Here is a 20,613-nt window from a genome sequence, read left to right as displayed (position 1 = left end):
GGGTGGGGATGCCCCACCCCCGTTCTTTTTTATTGTGATAAGCTCAATTTGCAGTCATGAGCAAAAACAAAAAGATTGAACCCAAAAAGAGCAACGTCTATATACCCGCCGATTTAACGCTGCGTTTACTGCGGTTGCTGGTCGGCATGTCGGCCTTTTTGTTTTTGTTTTATGTGGTCGGGCACTATCTGACCGGCTGGCCCTTCCCCACCCCATTCGACCTTTTACGCATCGCCTCGGCGGTGGTGTTGGGGGGGCTTTTGGGGCTAATCTTTTCGCGTTTCTGGCCCCTGCCGCCCACGCCCGGCCTCGAGCGCATTTTCAGAATCTTTTTCATGCTGCTGCCTGCCTTGTTATTTGGCTACGCCTTGCAGGTTTTTTCCGGAGCCAACCAGGCCTTGAGCATCATCCTGCCTTTATCGGCCTGGATCAGTTCGGGTCTGATTATTCGCCTGCCCGAAGAGGGGCAAAATTCCCCTGCCAAGTCGGCACAATAGGTCTGTGAACCCACTTGAGTTCATCCGTGCCCACACCCCGTTTAATCTGCTACCCCAAGAAGCACTGGCACAGGTGGAGCAGGGTCTGGAAATTACCTTTTTCCCCAAAAGCAGCAAGGTGCTGGCCCGGCATGGACTTAAAAGCCAGCACCTGTACATGATTCGCAAGGGCACGGCCCGCCTCGAGCGCGACGGCCAGGCCATGATGTACCTCGAGGAGGGGGAGGTTTTTGGCTACCCCTCCCTGATCTCGCAAGATGCCCCGGCCTTCGACGTGATCGCCGAGGAAGATTTGTTGGTCTACCGCTGGCCAGAACGGGTTTTTCGTGAGCTGATGACCCATCGCCCTTTCGCAGAGTTTTTTACCAAAGGTCTGGCCGCCCGCCTGCGTCTGGTAACCCAGCAAGAGGGCCTCGAGGCCGCCCCCATCGACCTGAGTCTGCCGGTAGGCGAGCTGATAACCCGTCCCCCGGTCTTCATCGCCCGCAACGCCACCGTACAGGAAGCAGCCAAAGCCATGCGCGAACACCAGATTAGCTCGATTCTGGTCGAAGGCAGCCCGCTGGGCATCCTGACCGACCGCGACCTGCGCAACCGGGTGCTGGCCGAGGGGAAAGGCCCCGAGACCCCCCTGGCCGATGTAATGAGCGCCCCGGCCAAAATCCTACCGGCCAGCACCCCTTTGTTTGAAGCGCTAACCTTCATGGTTCGCCAGGGCATACACCACCTGCCGCTCGAGCAGGACGGCCGGATTGTGGGGGTGGTAACCGACACGGTCTTCATGCGGCAGCAGGCCCGCAGCCCCCTCCACCTGCTCAGGCGGCTCGAGCGCACCCACAACCCAGAAGACCTCAAAGGCTACGGCCAGGAGCTGAGCGGTATCGCTGAGTCCCTTCTGGCCGGGGGCCTGGGGGCCAGCGAAATTGGCCGCAGCGTTAGCTCGCTTAACGACCACCTGGTTCGGACGCTGCTCCGTCTGGCTGAAGAACGCCTGGGGCCGCCCCCCACACCTTACGCCTGGATTGTTTTCGGCTCCGAAGGGCGCATGGAGCAGGCCCTGCTTACCGACCAGGACAACGCCCTGGTCTATGCCGAGGAAAGCCCTGAGGCCCAGCGGTACTTTGCCGAGCTGGCGGAGTATGTGGTGAGCGGCCTGATCCAGGCCGGCTTCCCACCCTGCCCGGGCGGCTATATGGCCACCCGCTGGCGCAAACCCATCGCGGAGTGGCAAAGGCTCTTCCAGCACTGGGTAAAGATGCCCACCCCCCAGGAGTTGCTCGAGGCCCAGATTTTCTTCGATTTCCGCAGTGTGTACGGTGAACTCTCCCTGGAGCCGCTCGAGCGCATCGTGGCTAGCAGCGGCGAGGAGTCCATCTTCCTGGCTCACCTAGCCAAGGCCTCACTGCACTTCCGCCCCCCCATCGGCTTTTTTCGGCAGATCAGGGAAGAAGACGGCGGTGTGGATATCAAGAAAGGGGGCATCGCCCCCATCGTCAGCCTGGCCCGGGTACACGCCCTGGAGGCCGGCAGCCTGGCCAAGAGCACCGTCGAACGCCTGAAAATCGCCGCCCAGGAAAACAAGCTGAGCCCAGAGGGGGCCGAAACCCTAATCGAGGCCTTCGGTTTTCTAATGAAAATCCGTCTACGGCAACAACTCACCAACCTGCGGCAGGAACTCCCACCCGATAACAAGATTCGCCTCGAGCAGCTTTCCTCGCTCGAGCGCCGCCATCTCAAGGAAGCCTTCTTGCAGATTCGCGAGATGCAGGAGGCCATGGGCCAGCGCTTCCATACCGACCGCCTGGGTTAGACCACCGCCCATGATCTGGCCTTTGCGCAAAAGCCCCGCCTGGAACGAGATCAACTACTGGGCTTTGGATCTGGAAACCAGCGGCCTGGAGCCATCCGATCAGATTCTTTCGGTGGGGATGGTGCCCATCCGGGGGGGGGTTATCGAGTTTGGCGCACACTACTATAGCCTGGTTCGGCCCGTGCGGCCCCAGGCGCTCTCGGTTGAAGGCATCCAGGCGCACCATATTCTACCCAGCGAACTGGAGGCCGCCCCACCCCTGGCCCAGGTGCTCGACGAAATGGAGCAGCGCATCGGCCAGGACGTGCTGATTTTGCACTTCAGTTCGATTGATCTAAGCTTTCTCCGGCAAAGCTATAAGACCCTGGGCCGGCCCTGGCCAAAGCCCTTGGTAGTGGATACAGCGGTATTGCTGGCCCGACTAAACGAACGAAAAAGGTGGCTCGAGCCCCACAGCCAGCCCTACCCCGGTGCGCTGGGGGCTGCCAGGGCTACCTTTGGGCTGCCCGGCCACCTCGAGCACCATGCTCTCTGGGATGCCCTTGCTACAGCCGAGCTCTTTCTGGTGCTCCGGCACCGTTTGCAAGCACATACCCTGCACCAGCTCATATAAAAAACCAGACCAGAAAGCCTACTTCAGAGCACATCCCGGGTTGTGCCGCGGGTGCGGTAGTTGACCCAATTTTTCCTCAGGCGCAAAGCTTTTTTAAGGGGCCCATACAGGGGCGAAAAGGCCACATCGTAGGCCGGGAAGCGCACCCGCTGCCCGCCAAAACCCTCCTTGAAGGCATCGATGCCAGCGGCGTGGCTACCCTCGTTGCGCCGCGGCACGCCCCACAAATCGTATATACGGTAGCCCTTTTCAATACCCCAGTTAATGGCCCCCCAGTGCATACCGTTGGGGGCCTTGGCGTTGGAGTTTTCCCGGCTGCTGCCCCCATAGAGGTAGTCCACCTTACCCCCAAAAGCCACAAACAAGCCCGCGGCTAGCGCCCGGCCCTCCTGGCGGGCAATCGAGATAAAAGCCGTTCCAAAGGGCTGGTTCATGGCCGTGAGGACGGTTTGATAGTAGGCTTTGGAATGCTGTAGCAGCCGGGCCCGGCGGTTGGTCTCCTCAAACAGCCGCCAGAATTCCTCGAAAGCCTCCATCCCCTCTATGGTGGTCACCACCCGCTTTTCGGCCAGCCTGGTGTTGCGGCGGTGCATGTTGTCCATCTGGGCCAGCAGGCCTTCACGGCCCAGCGACAGGTCGAGCCAGATGGAGTATTCGGGCTGGATGGTCTCTTCAAGCCGTGCCGGGGGAAACTCGGGAACCGATAAATCAGCCGGAAACCCCACTTCGGGCTCGAGCTTCAGGTAAACCGCCCCCCCCGCCCGCTGTTTGAGGGCCTGTACCACCCTGGGCAGATCGCTTAAGTCCCGCAGCGCTGGCCCGCGGGGGGCGTACAGCATGGAGACCGGCCCCACCAACTGCCGACGAAAAAGCTGCACCGCCGCAATAAGCTGCTGGCCTTCAAACAGCGCCCAGCGCTCTGGCTGCCAGCCCGAGAGCTTCTTAACTTCACCCCAACCCCAGGACTGCAATGCACTGGTAATGGGTAGCGAAGACACCATCTGGTTCCAAGTGGCGGGGTCGGAAATGGATTCCTGCCTTAGCACAAACCACCATTATGCCCTATCCGCACAAAAAACTTATACTGAGCTACGTTATGCGGATCGCTTTTCAGGGAACCGAGGGTGCCTATAGCGAAGAAGCCTCACTCAAAGCCTTTCCAGATGCTGAGACCATCGGCCTGCCCACATTTCATCAGGTATTTGCAGCAGTAACCAACTACGAGGTAGACCTGGGGGTGGTACCGGTTGAGAACACCACCGCCGGCATCATCAACCAGACCTACGACCTGCTCCTCGAGACCGACCTGCACGTGGTGGGTGAACTGGTGCTGAAAGTAGACCACTGCCTGCTGGCCCCGCCCGGAACCCGGCTGGAGGATATTCGTAAGGTCAAGAGCCACCCCCAGGGCCTGGCCCAGTGCGACGGCTTCATCGCCCGGTACAAGCTCGAGGCCGAACCGGTCTACGACACCGCCGGGGCCGCCCGTGAGCTGGCCGAACACCCCCAGCCTGGCCTGGCGGCCATCGCCAGCCGCCGCGCCGCCGAGCGCTACGGCCTGGAGGTCATCGCCGAAGGCATCCAGGACTTTATTGGTAACTACACGCGCTTTTTTGTACTCTCACGCGAAGACTTCCCCCGCCGCGAGGGGCCCTACAAAACCTCGGTGGTCTTCACCACCCGCCACCGGCCCGGCGAGCTTTTGGCCGCTTTGCAGGCTTTTGCCGACCAGGGCATCAACCTGACCAAGCTCGAGTCCCGCCCCCGCCGCGACCCCGACCGCCCCTTCTCCCCCATCTTCTACGCCGACTTCGAGGGTCACGCCGAAGACCCCGGCCCCTCCCAGGCCTTGCTGACCCTGTTGCGCAGGGCCTCGTTTGTCAAAGTGCTGGGCTCCTACCCCGCTGTCACAAGCTGGGGCCTGCTCAGGGAGCCATAAAACAAGCGCCCCGCAATTAGGGCGCTGTGGCCTGGGCGAGGTTTTGGGGCTAGCGGAAGGTGGCCCCAAACAGCACCCGTCCATAGGGCGAGCTGTTAAGGGGAAAAACGCTCTGGCCGCCGATAAAAAGGCCGGTATCGCGGTCGAGGGCGAACTCGAGGCCAGCGTCCAGGGTGAGAGCAAAGTTGGCGTTGGGCAGCCGCAGGCCCAGCCCCCCACCAAAGTAGGGCTTGATACCCCGCAGATCACGGTCGAACTGGCCCAGATCGGGCTTAAAGAGCACCTCGCCCCCGATCAGGAAGCCGGGCCCCTGAAAGATCACATCGCCGTAGACCAGGGCCACCAGGTCGCGCTGCAGGTTGGCCTCGAGGCCAAACCCCAATGTGGGCGAGGGCACTGAGATGCGAAGCTGGAAGGAGCGTTGCGCAAAGCCTGTAGAGGCAAACACCAGCAACAGCAAGACGATCAAAACAGGTAAACGCTTCATGGCACACCTCACAGGCGATACCATAGCCCAGGTCGGCCTAAATGACCAGGGGGTTCGCTCTCACGCTACGCTAAGGCCACACCCTTACAGTATGGCCGATATGAAGCGATTCTCGCTGTTTGTGCCCGCCCTGGCCGGACTGCTCCTGAGCGGCCTGCTGGGGGCACAAACTCAACCCACAGCCGACAAGATTGGCTACCTTAACGCGCGGGCTGTGGTAGAAGCCCACCCCCAGTTTGCCAAGGTCAAGGAGGTTCAGGCCAAGGCGGAAGCAGAGCTCAACCCCCTAAAAGCTGAGCTACAGTCCCTGGAGGCCAAAATCCGCGCAGGCAACGCCACTGCCCAGGAACAGCAAAACTACCGCACCCTGGCCCAGGATCTACAGGCCGCCAGCCAAAAGTGGACTGAGCAGCAAAACAGCGTGCTTCGACCCATCACCGAAGACATCGACAAAATTGTGAGTAAAGTAGCCAAGGAACAGGGTTTTGCCATCGTTTTGGATCAGGAAGTAGCGGCCAGCAGTGGATTGGTCGTTTATGCGGCGCAGGGCTCGACCTGACCCCAGCCATCTTGCAGGCCTTACCTAAGTAGCGGAGAAGAACTATGAGCAAAAACTGGTTGTTTGTCGTAATGCTCCTAAGCTTGCTGTTGGGCGGTTCGCTCATCGCACAAAACCGTACCACCCCCACCCGCATCGGTTATGTGGACGCCGAAAAGGTGGTGCAGGCCCACAAGGACTTCAAAAAAGTGCAGGATATCCGTAACCAGGCCGAGCGCGAGCTGAAACCCTTACGCGATCAGCTCCAACCCCTCGAGGCCAAGCTGCGGGCCGGCAATGCCACCGCCAAGGATCAGCAGGACTACCGGGTGCTGGCCCAGAGCCTGCAAGAAGCGGGCAAAAAGTGGAGCGACCGGACCAACGCCGCGCTCAAACCGATTACCGAGGAGATCGATCAGGTGATTGCACGGGTCGCCCAGCAGCAGGGTTTTGCCATGATATTGGACAAAAAAGTGGCGGCCACCAGCGGTCTGGTGGTTTATGCTGCCGACGAACTCGAGATCACCGATGCGGTGATCAAAGCCCTTCCTAAGTAAGCCAACCATCGCGAGCCACAGGTATTTTTCAGCAGCCTGTGGTTCGCGCCTTTATACCAGCCCAGCAAGATTTGGCGTCTAGAACGCAGCCCTTCGAGGTTTACTGGGTATGTTACAATCGTAAGCGATGGCGAAGGGCAAATCCAAAGCAGACAAAGCGGGTAGGGCCGCCTCAACCGAACGCAAGCGCGACCTCGAGGCCCTGGCTTTGCTGGTTTTAGGGGTGGCCGCACTGCTCGCTGCCGCCATTTATTTTGGCTCCAACCTGGCTGGACAGATTGGGCATGGCCTGCAAGCCTTGCTCTGGGGCCACCTGGGGTACGTGGCCTGGCTCATTCCACCGGCATTTGCGTTGTTGGGCCTGTGGCTATTATTAGACCGACCCCTGGGCAGGTTTGCCAGAAACGTGGGGCTGGTTTTTACAGCGGGCCTGCTCACCCTACCGCTTGTAGCCCACTTCGCCAAGCCCTACGGGGGGTTGCTGGGCAGCAGCCTGCATAGCCTACTGGTAGACAACCTGGGCAACTTTGGCCTCCTCATCCCGCTGCTGGCCCTCAGTTTGGTAGCCGACCTGGCCCTTCGCCAGCGGCCCGGTTTTCTTTTGAGCAGAGGTCTGCGCCGGATCGTGCTGGCGGGCAGGCGGCTGCACCATGCCTATCGCCTCGCGCAGGCCGCCCAGCGCCTGCTGGGGGAGGTTCGGGCCTTATCGGAACGCTACCCCGAGCACAAAGCTTTGCGCGTCCTGCAACAAGACCTCGAGGCCTTCAGGCGCACACCTAAAGACCCGGAGGTCATTGAGGGGCTGGCCAAGCTTCTGGACGACTTCAAAACCGAGCGCACCAAGGAGCTGGCGGGCAGGCTGGCCACGGAAGCGCGCCCCCTTCCAGCGCGCCTCGAGCGCCTGGCCGCCGCCCTGGCCGCGCCGCTCAAAGGCGAAGGCCTGGCCCAGGCCCTGGAAGAACGGCGCACCGCTTTGGTACTGGAGGTCGGCGCGTTGCTCACCAAGGCCCAGACCCTGACCCGCCAGGGTGAGGCCGCGGCGCGCGCGCTGGTTCACCCCATCACCACCCAGGCCCTGCTCACCACCCTGGACGAACACCAGGGCCGCCTGGCGGCCTGGCAGGAAAGCGAGGCGTTGACGCTTGACCTCGAGCGGCGCGTGGATGGCTGGCTGCGCTGGGCCGAATGGGTAGAGTCTGCGCCGCTGGAAGCCCACCCCGCCGGGCTGCGGGCTCTATTGGAAAAAGGCTTGCAAGCCGAGCCGCCAGCCTTTGCCGTCGCAACCGCCAAGCCCCCCACCGAGCCCCCTTTCGACTTTGACCTGGTCTTCCCCGAGCCCGATAAAGCACCAACCCCCAGCAAACCCGCACAGGAAAGCCCCAGGCCTAGCCTAGCTAAAGCCGCTCCCACGCCCCCGGTCGTCACCCGAACCTCCACCGCCCTCGAGCTTCCCGGCTTTGACCTGCTCGACCCGCCCGAGCCACCACGCTACGACCCCAAGGCGCTGGAACTCATCACCCAGCGGCAGGTTGAGCTCATCAACAACACCCTCAAGCACCACGGGGTGGAGGCCCGGGTGGTGAGCTGGTCGCGCGGGCCCACGGTGACGCGGTTCGAGCTCGAGCCCGCCCCCGGCGAAAAAATCAGCCGGGTACAGAACCTGCACAACGACCTGGCCCTGGCCCTGGCCGCCGGCTCGGTGCGCATCGAAGCCCCCATCCCCGGCAAGAGCGTGATTGGCCTCGAGGTGCCCAACACCGAGCGCGAACTGGTGCGCTACAGCGAGGCCGTCCAGTCCAGCGCCTTCACCCGTAGCAAAGACACCCTGCCGATGGTGCTGGGCAAAAGCATCGACGGCGAGGTCTGGGTGCGCGACCTGGCCAAAATGCCCCACCTGCTCATCGCGGGCTCCACCGGTTCGGGCAAGTCGGTGGCGGTGAACACCCTCATCACCAGCCTGCTCTTCAAATACCTTCCCACCGAGCTGCGCTTTCTGATGATCGACCCCAAGATGGTGGAACTCACCCCCTACGAGGGCATCCCCCACCTGGTGCGGCCGGTGGTGACCAACCCCGCCGACGCCGCCGGGGTGCTTCTGGGCGCGGTGGCCCACATGGAGCGGCGCTACAAGATGATGAGCCAGGTGGGGGCGCGCAACCTCGAGCAGTTCAACCACAAAATGCGGGCCGCCGGCGAGGCCACCTTGCCCTACCTGGTGATTGTGATTGACGAGCTGGCCGACCTGATGATTACCGCCCCCAAAGAGGTCGAGCAGGCCATTTTACGCCTGGCCCAGATGGCCCGCGCCACCGGCATGCACCTGATTCTGGCCACCCAGCGCCCCTCGGTGGACATCCTGACCTCGCTCATCAAGGTCAATATCCCGGCCCGCATGGCCTTTGCGGTCTCCTCGGGCTTCGACTCCCGCACCATCCTGGATACCTACGGGGCCGAGCGGCTGGTGGGCCAGGGCGATATGCTCTTCCACCAGCCGGGCCTGCCCAAGCCGGTGCGCCTGCAGGGCCCTTTCCTCTCGGAAACCGAGGTGCACCGCATCGCCGGGTTCTTACGGGAACAAAGCTTCGAGGACGCCTTCGTGGCCCAGTACGGCCCCGACTTCGAAGGCCCCTTGAACCTGGGCGGGGGTGGCGGCCCCGATGCCGGTGAAATCGACTTCGGCGATCCTCTGCTCAAAAAAGCCGCCGAGATTGTGATCGAGGAGGGTTACGCCTCGGTCAGCCGGCTCCAGCGCCGCCTCTCGGTGGGGCACGCCCGGGCCGGCAAGCTGGTGGACGCCCTCGAGGCCATGGGCATCGTGGGGCCGCACCAGGGCAGCAAGCCCCGGGATGTGCTGATTACCCGCGACCAGCTACCGGAGTACTTTGGTGGGGAGTAGCCGCGCTCAGCTTGCGGTGGTGCGGCCGCTCGAAGGTTGGCTTGCTGGATGCCAGGCCCTGCTACGGTTCTCGAGCACACCCCCTCCCTACCCCCAAACCGCCCCGGGGTTCTTTCGGGTCTGGTACCGTGCAATCCTTACTGCGACCCTATCTGGATGATTCCCAGGTCGAGGGTGTTCCCCCCATTCACCTGCACCTGACGCTCCACTTGCGGCTCGCCGCTATCGCACAAGCTGTTGCCCGAATCGTCGCGGCAGGCTACCAGGGTGTAGCGCCCCGGCAGCAAAAAGGTCTCGAAGCGCCCGTTGACCACCGGCACCCGCCGGGCAATGGGGCCGCTCAGGCTTACCAGAAGCTCGCCCCGGGGCAGCGTCCAGCCAAAAGCCCCCGGCAGGTTGAGCAGGCCATACCCGTAGGCATTGTCCCGGCCCGGCGCACCCAGATCGGTGGCGCTCGAGCGGATCAGGTTCCAGGCTTCTTCCGCGTTGGTAGCGCGTCCGCTGGACAGCACCATGGCCAGCGCTGCCGCCACCTGGGGAGCAGCCTGGGAAGTGCCCATGTAAAAGGTATAGTTGGGCAGGTTGGTTTGATAATTCCAGGTGGTAGAGAGCACACCGCCCCCTGGCTGGGTTGTGTTGCCGCCCGGCGCGGCAATGTCTACCTCGCCATTCTGCTGGCTGTAGTACGCCACCTGGTTGTACATATCGGTGGCCGCGACCGAGATGGCCCCAGGGCAGGCCGCTGGGTAGACCAGCGCACCCGGATTGCGGTTCTGGAAATTGCCCGCCGCTGCCACCACCAGCACCCCTCGAGCCACCACATCCGCCACCGCCTCGCACATGGCGTTGGAGTAGTTGATTGAGCCCAGCGAAAGGTTAATCACCTGGGCTGGGTGCGGGTTCTGTACAAGCTGGCCGCCCAGCTCCACCGGGATGCCCGCCGCATAGCGCACCGCCAGGGCCACGTTCTCAAACGTACCGCTACCGCCCGAATCCAGTACCCGCAACGGCAGCACCTTGACGGGGGCATTGTAGGCCATTCCCACCACCCCCGAGGCCGAGCAATTGGCGCAGGGCGGCGCAAACGACCCGCTGTTTGCCACAATGAGGCCGGTCACATGGGTGCCATGGCTTCCACCGGTGGTTCCATTAAGGTCACAGGGATCGGTGGGGTCATCGTCACCCAAGGTGTCCGGGGCAGGCGCACCGCAAGGATCGTAGGGGTCGGCGGGGTTGTCAGGTGGCGCAGCATCGCCCACAAAATCGTAAGCCCCCTCGCCCGGCCGCCACAGCCGCCCGGCCAGGTCAGGGTGATCGTAACGCACACCGGAATCCACCACCGCCACCGTGATGGGGGTCGTGTAGTTTTGTAGATAAGTAAAGCGCGCCCCGGTGCTGCGCAGGTGCCACTGCTGTGGGTAGTACTGGTCGGTGGGCTCACCCTGGGCGCGCACGGTTCCGTTGATTTCGGCCCACTCCACGCTGGGGTCGAGGCGCAGGCGTTGCAGCAAGGCTTCTGGATTGGCAGCCCGCAGCTTGGTGATACGGCTGATGCGGTCGTGGGATAGAACCCGGCTCCCCTGTGGCAGGACAGCGGCGCGCAGATCGGTACGGTACTTGACCAGAATTTCATTGCTAGCAGCGCTGGGAGCCGGGGCGCTCTGGCTAGGCAACGACTGGGAGGCCAGGGGCGCCCCGCTCACCGAGGCAGCGGTCAGGCTCGAGTCCACCACCCCACCCGTAACCTTCACCAACGGCAGCCGAACCAGCACCTCAGCTTCCAGATCACCCGTAAGGCGGAGGCTGCCGGTGTATTCGGGCTGTTCTTGAATTCCGTCGGCAAACTCGGCCCGGATTTGCACAACTTTTGGGCCGATACCGGCTTGCGGCGTCACGCTCAGCCAGGTGCTGTAGCTCTCGATCTTCCAGGCCACGTTGGAGCCCACCGGTAGCACCAGGCTACCCTCGAGCCCCTCCAGCACTACCTCTTTGGGGATGGCCGACACCAAAGCCCCATTGGAACCACAACCCACCAGTAGCGCAGACAGCAGAATCAAAACCGGGTACCGCCGCATCTCTCCCACACTAGCGCCGGTGCGGTAGAAGTCAAGCCGGATTTGACCAAATTATCGCCGAGCGTGGGGCAGGCCAAGGTACAGGGTTTCTTTGGAGATAAGCCCGTCTTCGCTCGAGGCCGCAGGCGCGAGCAGTAAAACAAACTGGCGAGCAATTCCTCATAAGCCGCGATGGCCTCGTCTTCGCTCGAGGCCGCAGGCGCGAGCAGTAAAACAAACTGGCGAGCAATTCCTCATAAGCCGCGATGGCCTCGTCTTCGCTCGAGGCCGCAGGCGCGAGCAGTAAAACAAACTGGCGAGCAATTCCTCATAAGCCGCGATGGCCTCGTCTTCGCTCGAGGTAACGCTCCAGCAAAAAAAGCACCACCGCCAGCGCGATGAGGGGCCATTGCAGGTTGTAAGCCTTGCGGCCTGCAAGTTCTCGCAGCTCAGTGGCATCGGCCAAAAGCCGGCCCCCGCTCAGCTCCGAGAGGCGGCGCAGGTTTTCCCGCCCATCCTCCAGGCGCCATTCGGGCAGACTGGGTAGCTGCAAGCGCAAGCGTGGCTGCTCGTTTTCGAATACCACAGCCTCCCCCACGGCTTCTCGGGGCAGCCAGGTTTCAAAGCGCAGCGGCCCGACCGGGGCCATGGGCTGCTCCTGGCCTGCCGCGCGCAGGCGGGGCCGTTCGAACTGGCCCTCCAGGGTCACGCGCACCCCGTCCAGCTCGCGCACAGCCTGCACCCGGGGCCGCGCGGGGGTCTGCGAAAGCCAGCGCAGGAGTTCACCCAGCAGCGCCGGGGCGCCCTGCCAGCCTTGCCAGGAGCGCGAGAGGTCGGTGGTGAGGGCGGCCACCCGGCCCCGCCCGCTCTCCCCCACGGCCAGCACGGTACCCTCGCCGGAGCTGAGCAGGGTCTGGGCCCAGGGCTTGGTTTTAGCCGGGAGGATCACCGAGAGGGGCGGGGGGTTGGCGGCGCGGGTGATGGGGTGGGGTCGCACGGCCACCGGGAAGCTGCCCTCCAGGGCCTCGCGCCGGAAAACCCGCTGGGCTTCTTCCAAGAAGAATCGGGGTAGATCCTCTGGGCGGGGCACATCCCAGTAGGTGCCATCCCCGGCCTGGGCCAGCTCGCGCAAAAACCGGCCGTCGGCATCAGCCCCGATGGCCACGGTGTTGGTTTTGATCCTGGGGCTGGCCTCGCGGGCGGCATCAAACAGGTCGGGGGTTACATCGGCGGCCAGCCCATCGGTGAGGGCTATCACCTGTTTGGACTCGGTGGGAACCTGCTCCAGTGCTTCCAGGGCCTCCAGGTAGGCCCGGCGGATCATGGTGCCGCCCCCAGCCTGGGTGGAGAGCAGGAGGCTCTCGGCCTCCTTGCGGCCCTGCTCGGTCATGGGCCGGGGGCGGAACAGCCAGCGCGGGCGGTCGGAGAAGACCACCACCCCGATGTAGTCCTGGGGGCGGGCCGAGCGGATCAGCTCGAGCGAACCCGTCACCGCCAGCCCCAGCTTGTCGTCCTCGAGCATGCTGCCCGAGACATCCAACACCAGCACAATCCCCACCCCACCCGGCTCCTCCACCGGCTCCACCGGCAGGCTATCGGCCAGACTGGTGCGCTCCCAACCGCCAAAAAACAAGCCCTGGGGGGTCGCAGTCCAGAGCAGGCTCCCACCCTGGTTCAAAAAGCTCTGCAAGGCATCCAGCTCAGCAGCCGACAGATCCCGCGCCCCCACCCCCAAGGCCACCACCTCGGCCCGGATGGGGAGGGTGATCTCCTTTCGCTCCTCCACGCTAAAGCCCTGGGCTCGCAAATAGCGGGCCAGGGCCGCATCCCCCAGCACCCAGACCCGCGTCGAGTCCGTGGGGCTCAGCTCGAGGCGGCCCTGCTCGAGGCCCAGGGGGCTCTCCACCCGCACCGTGACCGTGCTGGGCCCATCCAGCCGGAAACGATACCCCACACTGCTGCGACCGGGCTCGAGCTGCACCGCCCGCTCCACAACCCCAGCCGGCCCGTTGAAGGTAAGCTGAGCCCGCACCGCCGTGGTCGACTCCAGCACGGCCCGCACCTCGACAGTCTCGCCCTTGGCTGGAAGCGCCGGCCCGGTTAGAACAACCGAAAGGTTGGGGCTGGGCGGCTGGTAAAGGCTGTAGATGGGTATGCCAATGGGCTCGGCCCTATCCTGAAACAACCCATCCGACACCAGCACTATCCGATCCGCTTTCAGCTCCCGCGCTTTCGCCAGGGCTTCCCCCAGACGGGTGCCCTCGCCCAGGTCAAGACGCCGGGCTGTCGGGCCCGCCACCTGGATGGCCCCACTGGCAAAAGCCACATACTGGGCACCAGGTAGCTGAAGCCGGGGCGCAACCTGCCAGACCGCCTCCCGGGCCGAGGGGCTCTGATCCAGCAGAACCACGGTTTGCAGCGGCTGCAACGGCAGGCTGGGCCCCCAGAAGGCCAGGAGCAGCAAACCGATAACGGCGGCCCGAAGCCCTGCCAGCATGACCGTATTATCGAGTATCGGGTGGTATGAAAAAGCAACCGTGGCCGCAGACAGGGCCGGGCGCATCCCCTGCCTGCTTTACTGGGGCTGTGGGTGGTGGCTATTTGTTGAATGCTGGAAAGACTGGATACGACCCACCTGGCCCGTGTCCTGGGCAGAATGCTGGAGCTTTGGGTGGCGGAAGGTAATCCGATGCTGGGGACGTGCAGACAGAAGGTGCGGGCCCGTGAGGCCTTGCCGGGCTGGGCGGCACCGCACCCGGGTTGGCCTGGTGCGCGGGGTCTTGTCCAACCCAACCGCGTCTCCTAGTACCATGGGGCGGTGCGGTAGCGGACAGTGGCTGGAGCCGGGTACAAGAGAAAGCCGAGAGGACAAGCTCCCGGCTGATCCCGTTTAGATAACGCCTGATGGATGCTCATGAAAACCCCCATTTCATCGCTCCTGGCATCCTTCCCGAAGCCCTTACAAGAGCCCGAAAAACGAGATTGCCGGTTTTGCCTCTTCTCTCTGGGCAACACCGGCAATCCCACGGTTTATGTCATTCGTATGGCGCTGGGTTTACATTACTGGATTGGCTTACCGGTGGCATCGTATTTCATGTAGCTCTCGGGCACGCGCTCTATGATTGCTTGTGTTGCAGCTTCAATCATAAGCGCAAGCGCTTTTGCCATAGGCGTGTTGCTGTATGTACGCAAGCCACCTACAAGCCCACCAAGGCCTCCAGGCAAAAGCCCAGCACCGACCCCCGCGAAATTAGTGTCGGTGGCTTCTGCCTCCACAGGGAAGGCGGCAATAATGGCACCAGTACGGGTATCCACAATGCGCATATCCACGCGGATGTAGGATTTCTTTTGCTGAACGAGGCCGCCAATAAACGGAATGGCTCCCAGCCCACTGCTTCCGGACGCATTGGGCTCAAACCCCGTGATTACACCGGTGATAATAAGATCGGCCCCGGTGAAAGAGTTTTGCTGGTTCGACAAAGCAGCCTCGCTACGCAGTTGTGTAATGATGCTGCGATCGTAAACCACAAAGTGGTTGCTGCTCACCAGCGCAGTGTTGAGCATGGTGGATACATCAGCGCCTATACCAGAGGTGGCAACAGGAATGCTAATCCCAAAAAAGTTGAGCACCTGAGCTGCTCCACCAGAAACTGCAGGGCCAGTACCACATTGAGGGCTGTTGCATTCGAAGCTGGCCACCACGACCCGAGCCCTTGGTCCTTTATAGCTCGAGTAGTCGACTTTCTTAATTTCTTTGCCAGCAACGGATGTGGAAACCGAAGGAGCGCACCCCGCAAGCAGAAGCGCAGAAAAAAGAAAAATCACTGCTCCCATTCTTTTCATTTTCTTTTCACCTCTGTCCTAATTTGTTGCCATGCTCTAATAGCAAATAATCTCCAGACACATGATAGTGTCGTTCTGGAGTCAGCTATTCCGCATAGCCAGGCGTGAGTATATCACTATAATTTTCTCATGATCAGGAAAATACATCTCGTAAGCTGTTACATATACTTGATATATTTTGTAATACAAAAAACATTACCTACTCCTAAGTCCCCCAACCAGTTCAGCAGCATAGGAAGTGTGTGTGAAGTATGTGTTGGGTATGTGAGATACACCTAAAGCACTTAAGTCTTCTTTCATGTGCCCACCAGCCTTGTAGAAAAAACCTTTTTTCCAACCTGGCTCGAGGTGGTTCTCATAGGTGAGAATGAACCCCTTCGCTTCCACCCCTCACAAGTCCGTCAAGCAACCGCAATAGAGTTGCCTGCGGAGGTGGTAATGCGAGGAAAACTTGTTCTACTCAGTCTCGTCGTGGCCTTTGGCACTGCTATGGGCCAGCAATGCGAGGTAAATCGGCCCATCGTCTTTGCCGACTACGATTGGGAAAGCGCCCGCGTGCATAACCGGATTGCTCAGTTCATCCTAGAGAAGGGCTACGGGTGTAAGACAGACGCCCTACCGGGCACTTCCATCCCGCTGATCACCGGACTGGGCCGGGGGGACATCGATGTATCCATGGAAATCTGGTACAACCTGACCCGCGACGTGGTTACTCAACTGGAAACGGAGGGGAAGATACAGCGCCTTGGGGTAACCTTTCCCGATGCGGTGCAGGGATGGTTTGTACCCACTTACGTGATTAAGGGCGATTCCCAAAGGGGTATCAGGCCCATGGCGCCCGACCTGAAGTCCGTTTTTGACCTTCCAAAGTACAAGACGCTTTTCCGCGACCCCGAGGAGCCCAGCAAAGGGCGCTTCTACAACGGGGTGCTGGGTTGGTTCGCGGAAAGGGTTAACACCAAAAAGCTCAAAGCCTACGGCCTCGAGGCCCACTTCACCAACTTCCGCCCCGGCACCTCCGATGCCCTGGTGGCGGCCATTGCTTCGGCCTACGAGCGGGGGCGTCCCATCGTCTTTTACTACTGGGGGCCTACCTGGGTTCTGGGTAAATACGACCTGACCATGCTGGAAGAACCCTCCTATGATGCCGAGACTTGGAATGCCCTTATAGGGCAGGACAACCCCTCCAAGGCCACCGCCTTCCCCATGGAAACGGTTTACAACGCAGTCAATACACGTCTAGCCCGTGAGGCTCCTTCCGTGGTGGAGTTCCTAAAGAAGTACCGCACCTCCAACGCCCTAACCAGCGAGCTGCTGGCCTACATGGAGGAAAACCGGGCCAAGGAGGAGGAGGTGGCCCGCCACTTTCTGAAAACCCATCCAGAGCTCTGGACGGCCTGGGTGCCTGCTGAAGTTGCTGAAAGAGTGAAGCGAGCGCTCTAACGCTAGCCATGGGGGTGGGGGGCCTCGGTTCCCCCTCCCTTTCTTTGGAGGTGTAAATCTATGGATCTTGCGGAGGCAATCAATGCCTTTGTGCGCTGGCTGGTTCAAAACTACGGAGAGACCTTTGAGGCGATTTCTCAGGGCCTCCTGAGCTTCCTTCTGTTCTTTGAGGGGTTGTTGCGGGATCTTTCCTGGTTCTGGGTAGCCGGCTTGGTGTTTCTGGCGGGCTGGTGGTTGAGCCGCCGCCTGGTCTTTGCCCTGGGCATGGGGCTTGGCGTGTGGCTGATAGAGGCGCTGGGTCTGTGGGACAAAGGCATGCAGACCCTGGCCCTGGTGCTAGCTGCGGTGGCGGTTTCGGTAATTATCGGCCTCCCTCTGGGAATCCTGATGGGGCGGAGCGACCGCTTCCGCGGGTTCATGCTGCCAATTCTGGACGCCATGCAGACCATGCCCAGTTTCGTGTATCTGATTCCGGCTCTGCTGCTCTTTGGTCTGGGAAAGGTTCCAGCCCTGATCGCCACGGTCATCTATGCGGTTCCCCCCATGATCCGCCTTACCGACCTTGGGCTGCGCATGGTGCAGCGGGAGGTTATGGAGGCTGCCGAGGCCTTCGGGGCCACTTCGTGGCAGCGGCTGCTTAAGGTGGAGCTGCCTCTGGCCTTGCCCAACCTCCTGGCAGGGTTGAACCAGACCACCATGATGGCCCTGGCGATGGTGGTTATCGCCTCTATGATTGGGGCTCGAGGTCTCGGGGAGGAGGTTCTTCTGGGAATCCAGCGCCTGGATGTGGGCCGGGGCGCGGTGGCAGGGGTGGCCATTGTGGCCCTGGCCATCGTGCTGGATCGACTGATTCAGGCAGCCGGGCAACGGGCCGTTAAACGTTACCGGGAGGAGCGATGAGTTTTATACGTGTAGAAAACCTATACAAGATCTTCGGCCCAAAGGCCGGACAAGCCCTGGAAATGGTGCAGGGGGGCACCGATAAAGACACGCTTTTTCAAAAGACCCGCCACGTGCTGGGCCTGAACAGGATCAACCTGGAGGTGAAGCAGGGCGAATTTTTTGTGATCATGGGGCTTTCGGGGTCGGGCAAGTCCACCCTGCTTCGGGTGCTCAACCGCCTGATCGAGCCCACAGCAGGTCGGGTTTTGGTCGGTGATACCGAGGTAACCACCCTCCCGCACAAAGAGCTTCTGCGTTTCCGCCAGGACACCTTCGGTATGGTTTTCCAGCACTTTGCTTTGCTTCCTCACTACAACATTCTGCGCAACGTGGCTTTCCCGCTGGAGCTCAAAGGGCTTTCCCGTAAGGAGCGGGAGGAGCAGGGCATGGCCTGGTTAGAGCGGGTGGGGCTTTCCGGCTATGAGAAGCATTACCCAGGGCAGTTGTCTGGTGGACAGAAACAGCGGGTTGGCCTGGCGCGGGCCCTTTGCGCAAACCCTCCCATCCTGCTCATGGACGAGGCCTTCAGCGCGCTGGATCCCCTGATCCGCAAGGAGATGCAGGACGAACTTTTGCGTCTGCAGCAAGAGTTAAAAAAGACCATCGTCTTTGTAACCCACGACCTGGATGAGGCCATGCGCCTGGGAGACCGTATCGCCATCATGCGGGACGGGGAGGTGGTGCAGGTAGGAACCGCGGAGGAGATTCTGGCCCGCCCTGCAGACGATTATGTGGCCGCCTTTTTGTCCGGTGTTAATCCCGCCAAAATCTACAAGGTGGAGGAGCTGGTGCAGGAACCCGTGACCGTGGTGCTGGAACGGGAGGGCCTGCGCTCAGCCCTGCGCAAGATGGGCCAGGCCGGTGCTGTGAATGCCTATGTGGTAAATCGTAGCGGATTTTTTCAGGGGATGGTGCGAGCTGAAAAGTTGGCCGAAGCGCTTAAGGCCGAAGGGGAGCGTGGTGGGCTGGAGAGCCTCCTGGAACCCCTACCCGCGCTTTCGCCCGGTCAGACCCTGGAAGAGGCCCTGCCGCTGTTCAGTGAAACCGCGCTGCCCTTGCCCATACTGGACGAGAAAGGGCGGCTCCTAGGGGTGGTGACGCGGGGCCGGTTGATCGCGGCCATGGCGGGGCGTTACGTGCCTCAATAGCCTGGGCCCATACGGGCTTTTTAGAGGCGATCCGGCGGTGTGGAGGGGCCGGCCATTTACTTGATTATTTATAGTGCTATGTATAATATTACTAAGGAGTGCACTCGAGGGAGAACACACCATGGAGAAAACCAACGGAATTCACCACACGCCAGCACTGGGGCTCGCCCAACCGGGCGCGGGGGTGCGGGCATGAGGGGGGTGAACGGCCTGCACCACGTCACCGCCATGGCCACCCAGGCCCAGCGCAACCTGGACTTTTACGCCGGGATTCTGGGGATGCGGCTGGTGAAGCGGAGCGTCAACCAGGACGACCCCAGCACCTACCACCTCTTCTACGCCGACGCCGAGGGCCGCCCTGGCACCGACCTTACCTTCTTCCCCTGGGAGAACCTGGCCGCCCCGCGCAAGGGCACCGGCCTGGCCGTGGAGGTGCAGCTCGCCGTGCCCCAGGGCAGCCTGGAGTTCTGGGCCGGGCGCTTGCAGCGCTACGGGGTCAAGGTGGGGGCGGTGGAGGTGCGCTTCGGGGAACGGGCCCTGCCCTTCCAGGATCCGGACGGCCTCGAGGTGGCCCTGGTGGAAACCGGCCCCCGCCCCTTCACCCCCTGGGAGGAAAGCCCCGTTCCCGAAGACAAGCAAATTATGGGCCTGCACGGTGCGCGGCTGTGGGTGCGGGAGCTCTACCCCACCGCGCAGTTCCTGGGCCAGGCTCTGGGCTTTGTGGGGGCGGGCCAGGAGAAAGGCTGGAACCGCTTCGTGGTGAATGGCGGCGGCTCGGGCAATTTCCTGGACATCAAGGAGCTCCCCAACCTGCCCCAGGGCCGCTGGGGCCGGGGCAGCATCCACCACCTGGCCTGGCGGGTGGAGGACAGCGCCCACCAGATGGCGGTGCGGGCGCGCATCGAGGACAGCGGCATGCGGGCCACACCGCCGATCGACCGTTTCTGGTTCAAGTCGGTCTACTTCAACGAGCCGGGTGGGGCGCTCTTTGAGCTGGCTACCGACGGCCCCGGCTTCGCCGTAGACGAAGACCCCGCCCACCTGGGCGAGCGGCTGGTGCTGCCACCCTGGCTCGAGCCGGCGCGCCCCCGCATCGAAGCCGCGCTGCCCAAGCTGCACCTGCCCGCGCCGGAGGTGGAGCCATGACCCCCGAGCTGGGCTTCGTCCACTGCTACGAGCCCGGTAGCGCGCGGGCCACGCTGCTCCTGCTGCACGGCACCGGGGGCAACGAGCACAGCCTGGTGGAGCTGGCCCGCCAGATGGCCCCGGCGGCCAACCTGCTCTCCCCCCGTGGGAAGGTGCTCGAGAACGGCGCCCCGCGCTTCTTCCGGCGGCTGGCGATGGGGGTGTTTGACCAGGCCGACCTTATGGCCCAGGCCGCCAACCTCGCCCGCTTCGTGCAGGAAGCTGCCGAACGCTACGGCTTCGATGCGGGCCGGGTCTACGCCCTGGGCTACTCCAACGGCGCCAACATGGCCGCCGCCCTGATGCTGCTGCACCCCGAGGCGCTGGCCGGGGGCGTGCTGCTCCGCCCGGTGCTGCCCCTGGAGCCTTCTCGCCCACCCAGCCTTTCCGGCAAAGCCGCTTTCCTGGCCGCGGGCCGTCGCGACCCCTGGGCTCCTGTTGAGCGCGTGGAGGCCCTGGCGGGCTGGCTTGAGCGGGCCGGCGCCCAGGTTGAGCTGCGCTGGCAGGAGGCCGGCCATGAGCTGCACCCGGAGGAGCTGGAGGCCGCCAAGGGGTGGCTGGCCCGGCGTCTGGATGTCTAGAGGTTGGGTGTGGAGTGCGCTGAAGCCGCAGGGCCGCACACAGAATGTCTTTAACCACCTCAAACACCCCTGCAGCAAGG

General features: G+C 62.4%; 17 protein-coding genes. 12 read left to right on the top strand and 5 right to left on the bottom strand.

Annotated elements, in window-relative coordinates:
* The first annotated feature begins 56 nt into the window (after positions 1-56).
* From MRUB_RS06580 to MRUB_RS06570, 3 genes are read left to right on the top strand one after another with little or no spacing between them, the layout of a single operon-like run.
* A complete protein-coding gene (locus MRUB_RS06580) occupies positions 57-497 on the top strand; it encodes a hypothetical protein (RefSeq protein WP_013013578.1) in 441 nt (146 codons plus the stop codon).
* 4 nt (positions 498-501) lie between these two features.
* On the top strand, positions 502-2,307 hold the full coding sequence (locus MRUB_RS06575; RefSeq protein WP_013013577.1) for a DUF294 nucleotidyltransferase-like domain-containing protein: 1,806 nt from the start codon (positions 502-504) through the stop codon (positions 2,305-2,307).
* 10 nt (positions 2,308-2,317) lie between these two features.
* Entirely contained in the window at positions 2,318-2,920 is a 603-nt protein-coding gene (locus tag MRUB_RS06570; RefSeq protein WP_013013576.1) for a 3'-5' exonuclease, read from the top strand.
* 23 nt (positions 2,921-2,943) lie between these two features.
* Here the strand turns inward: MRUB_RS06570 and MRUB_RS06565 are convergent, their stop codons facing one another.
* Positions 2,944-3,921 (bottom strand): lipid II:glycine glycyltransferase FemX, encoded by a 978-nt coding sequence (locus tag MRUB_RS06565; RefSeq protein WP_043956635.1) that lies wholly within the window; start codon positions 3,919-3,921, stop codon positions 2,944-2,946.
* Positions 3,922-4,016: 95 nt separating this feature from the next.
* Between MRUB_RS06565 and pheA the strand changes: the two genes are divergently transcribed.
* Entirely contained in the window at positions 4,017-4,859 is an 843-nt protein-coding gene (pheA, locus tag MRUB_RS06560; protein WP_015586549.1) for a prephenate dehydratase, read from the top strand.
* Positions 4,860-4,908: 49 nt separating this feature from the next.
* Here the strand turns inward: pheA and MRUB_RS06555 are convergent, their stop codons facing one another.
* Entirely contained in the window at positions 4,909-5,346 is a 438-nt protein-coding gene (locus MRUB_RS06555; protein ID WP_013013573.1) for a hypothetical protein, read from the bottom strand.
* Between the two features lie 100 nt (positions 5,347-5,446).
* Here MRUB_RS06555 and MRUB_RS06550 point away from each other — a divergent pair, with 100 nt between their 5' ends.
* From MRUB_RS06550 to MRUB_RS06540, 3 genes are all read left to right on the top strand, one after another.
* Positions 5,447-5,905, top strand: a complete 459-nt coding sequence (locus MRUB_RS06550) for an OmpH/Skp family outer membrane protein (RefSeq protein WP_041654109.1) — start codon at positions 5,447-5,449, stop codon at positions 5,903-5,905.
* A 44-nt stretch (positions 5,906-5,949) separates the two neighbouring features.
* Complete coding sequence (locus MRUB_RS06545) at positions 5,950-6,441, top strand: OmpH/Skp family outer membrane protein (RefSeq protein ID WP_013013571.1); 492 nt, start codon at positions 5,950-5,952, stop codon at positions 6,439-6,441.
* A 127-nt stretch (positions 6,442-6,568) separates the two neighbouring features.
* A complete protein-coding gene (locus MRUB_RS06540; RefSeq protein ID WP_013013570.1) occupies positions 6,569-9,337 on the top strand; it encodes a DNA translocase FtsK in 2,769 nt (922 codons plus the stop codon).
* 137 nt (positions 9,338-9,474) lie between these two features.
* Here MRUB_RS06540 and MRUB_RS06535 read toward each other — a convergent pair whose 3' ends face one another.
* The 3 genes from MRUB_RS06535 to MRUB_RS06525 all read right to left on the bottom strand — a co-directional run bounded on the left by MRUB_RS06535 (position 9,475) and on the right by MRUB_RS06525 (position 15,234).
* Positions 9,475-11,412, bottom strand: a complete 1,938-nt coding sequence (locus tag MRUB_RS06535) for a S8 family serine peptidase (protein WP_013013569.1) — start codon at positions 11,410-11,412, stop codon at positions 9,475-9,477.
* Positions 11,413-11,719: 307 nt separating this feature from the next.
* A complete protein-coding gene (locus MRUB_RS06530) occupies positions 11,720-13,888 on the bottom strand; it encodes a VWA domain-containing protein (RefSeq protein WP_015586546.1) in 2,169 nt (722 codons plus the stop codon).
* Positions 13,889-14,451: 563 nt separating this feature from the next.
* On the bottom strand, positions 14,452-15,234 hold the full coding sequence (locus MRUB_RS06525) for a CsgG/HfaB family protein (protein WP_013013567.1): 783 nt from the start codon (positions 15,232-15,234) through the stop codon (positions 14,452-14,454).
* A gap of 438 nt (positions 15,235-15,672) precedes the next feature.
* Here MRUB_RS06525 and MRUB_RS06520 point away from each other — a divergent pair, with 438 nt between their 5' ends.
* From MRUB_RS06520 to MRUB_RS06500, 5 genes are all read left to right on the top strand, one after another.
* Entirely contained in the window at positions 15,673-16,677 is a 1,005-nt protein-coding gene (locus MRUB_RS06520; RefSeq protein ID WP_013013566.1) for an ABC transporter substrate-binding protein, read from the top strand.
* 60 nt (positions 16,678-16,737) lie between these two features.
* Complete coding sequence (locus MRUB_RS06515; RefSeq protein ID WP_013013565.1) at positions 16,738-17,577, top strand: ABC transporter permease; 840 nt, start codon at positions 16,738-16,740, stop codon at positions 17,575-17,577.
* Positions 17,574-18,767, top strand: a complete 1,194-nt coding sequence (locus MRUB_RS06510) for a quaternary amine ABC transporter ATP-binding protein (protein ID WP_013013564.1) — start codon at positions 17,574-17,576, stop codon at positions 18,765-18,767. The genes MRUB_RS06515 and MRUB_RS06510 overlap by 4 nt, the downstream gene beginning before the upstream one ends.
* A 192-nt stretch (positions 18,768-18,959) precedes the next feature.
* Positions 18,960-19,913 carry a ring-cleaving dioxygenase gene (locus MRUB_RS06505; protein ID WP_013013563.1) on the top strand — a complete coding sequence of 318 codons (954 nt, stop codon included), beginning with the start codon at positions 18,960-18,962 and terminating at the stop codon, positions 19,911-19,913.
* Positions 19,910-20,533, top strand: a complete 624-nt coding sequence (locus tag MRUB_RS06500; protein ID WP_013013562.1) for an alpha/beta hydrolase — start codon at positions 19,910-19,912, stop codon at positions 20,531-20,533. Before MRUB_RS06505 ends, MRUB_RS06500 begins: the two co-directional genes overlap by 4 nt.
* Positions 20,534-20,613 lie beyond the last annotated feature (80 nt).

This window comes from Meiothermus ruber DSM 1279 (assembly GCF_000024425.1).
Lineage (GTDB): Bacteria > Deinococcota > Deinococci > Deinococcales > Thermaceae > Meiothermus > Meiothermus ruber.
Note: the sequence above shows the minus strand (reverse complement) of the source record. Positions and strands in the feature narration are given on the sequence as shown.

Excerpts from the sequence above, each read along its gene's own strand:
- MRUB_RS06540 (WP_013013570.1), top strand. The coding sequence starts at position 6,569 with ATGGCGAAGGGCAAATCCAAAGCAGACAAAGCGGGTAGGGCCGCCTCA.
- MRUB_RS06510 (WP_013013564.1), top strand. The coding sequence starts at position 17,574 with ATGAGTTTTATACGTGTAGAAAACCTATACAAGATCTTCGGCCCAAAG.
- MRUB_RS06505 (WP_013013563.1), top strand. The coding sequence starts at position 18,960 with ATGAGGGGGGTGAACGGCCTGCACCACGTCACCGCCATGGCCACCCAG.
- MRUB_RS06565 (WP_043956635.1), bottom strand. The coding sequence starts at position 3,921 with ATGGTGTCTTCGCTACCCATTACCAGTGCATTGCAGTCCTGGGGTTGG.
- MRUB_RS06555 (WP_013013573.1), bottom strand. The coding sequence starts at position 5,346 with ATGAAGCGTTTACCTGTTTTGATCGTCTTGCTGTTGCTGGTGTTTGCC.
- MRUB_RS06545 (WP_013013571.1), top strand. The coding sequence starts at position 5,950 with ATGAGCAAAAACTGGTTGTTTGTCGTAATGCTCCTAAGCTTGCTGTTG.
- pheA (WP_015586549.1), top strand. The coding sequence starts at position 4,017 with ATGCGGATCGCTTTTCAGGGAACCGAGGGTGCCTATAGCGAAGAAGCC.
- MRUB_RS06550 (WP_041654109.1), top strand. The coding sequence starts at position 5,447 with ATGAAGCGATTCTCGCTGTTTGTGCCCGCCCTGGCCGGACTGCTCCTG.
- MRUB_RS06525 (WP_013013567.1), bottom strand. The coding sequence starts at position 15,234 with ATGAAAAGAATGGGAGCAGTGATTTTTCTTTTTTCTGCGCTTCTGCTT.
- MRUB_RS06570 (WP_013013576.1), top strand. The coding sequence starts at position 2,318 with ATGATCTGGCCTTTGCGCAAAAGCCCCGCCTGGAACGAGATCAACTAC.
- MRUB_RS06520 (WP_013013566.1), top strand. The coding sequence starts at position 15,673 with ATGCGAGGAAAACTTGTTCTACTCAGTCTCGTCGTGGCCTTTGGCACT.
- MRUB_RS06500 (WP_013013562.1), top strand. The coding sequence starts at position 19,910 with ATGACCCCCGAGCTGGGCTTCGTCCACTGCTACGAGCCCGGTAGCGCG.
- MRUB_RS06530 (WP_015586546.1), bottom strand. The coding sequence starts at position 13,888 with ATGCTGGCAGGGCTTCGGGCCGCCGTTATCGGTTTGCTGCTCCTGGCC.
- MRUB_RS06535 (WP_013013569.1), bottom strand. The coding sequence starts at position 11,412 with ATGCGGCGGTACCCGGTTTTGATTCTGCTGTCTGCGCTACTGGTGGGT.
- MRUB_RS06515 (WP_013013565.1), top strand. The coding sequence starts at position 16,738 with ATGGATCTTGCGGAGGCAATCAATGCCTTTGTGCGCTGGCTGGTTCAA.
- MRUB_RS06580 (WP_013013578.1), top strand. The coding sequence starts at position 57 with ATGAGCAAAAACAAAAAGATTGAACCCAAAAAGAGCAACGTCTATATA.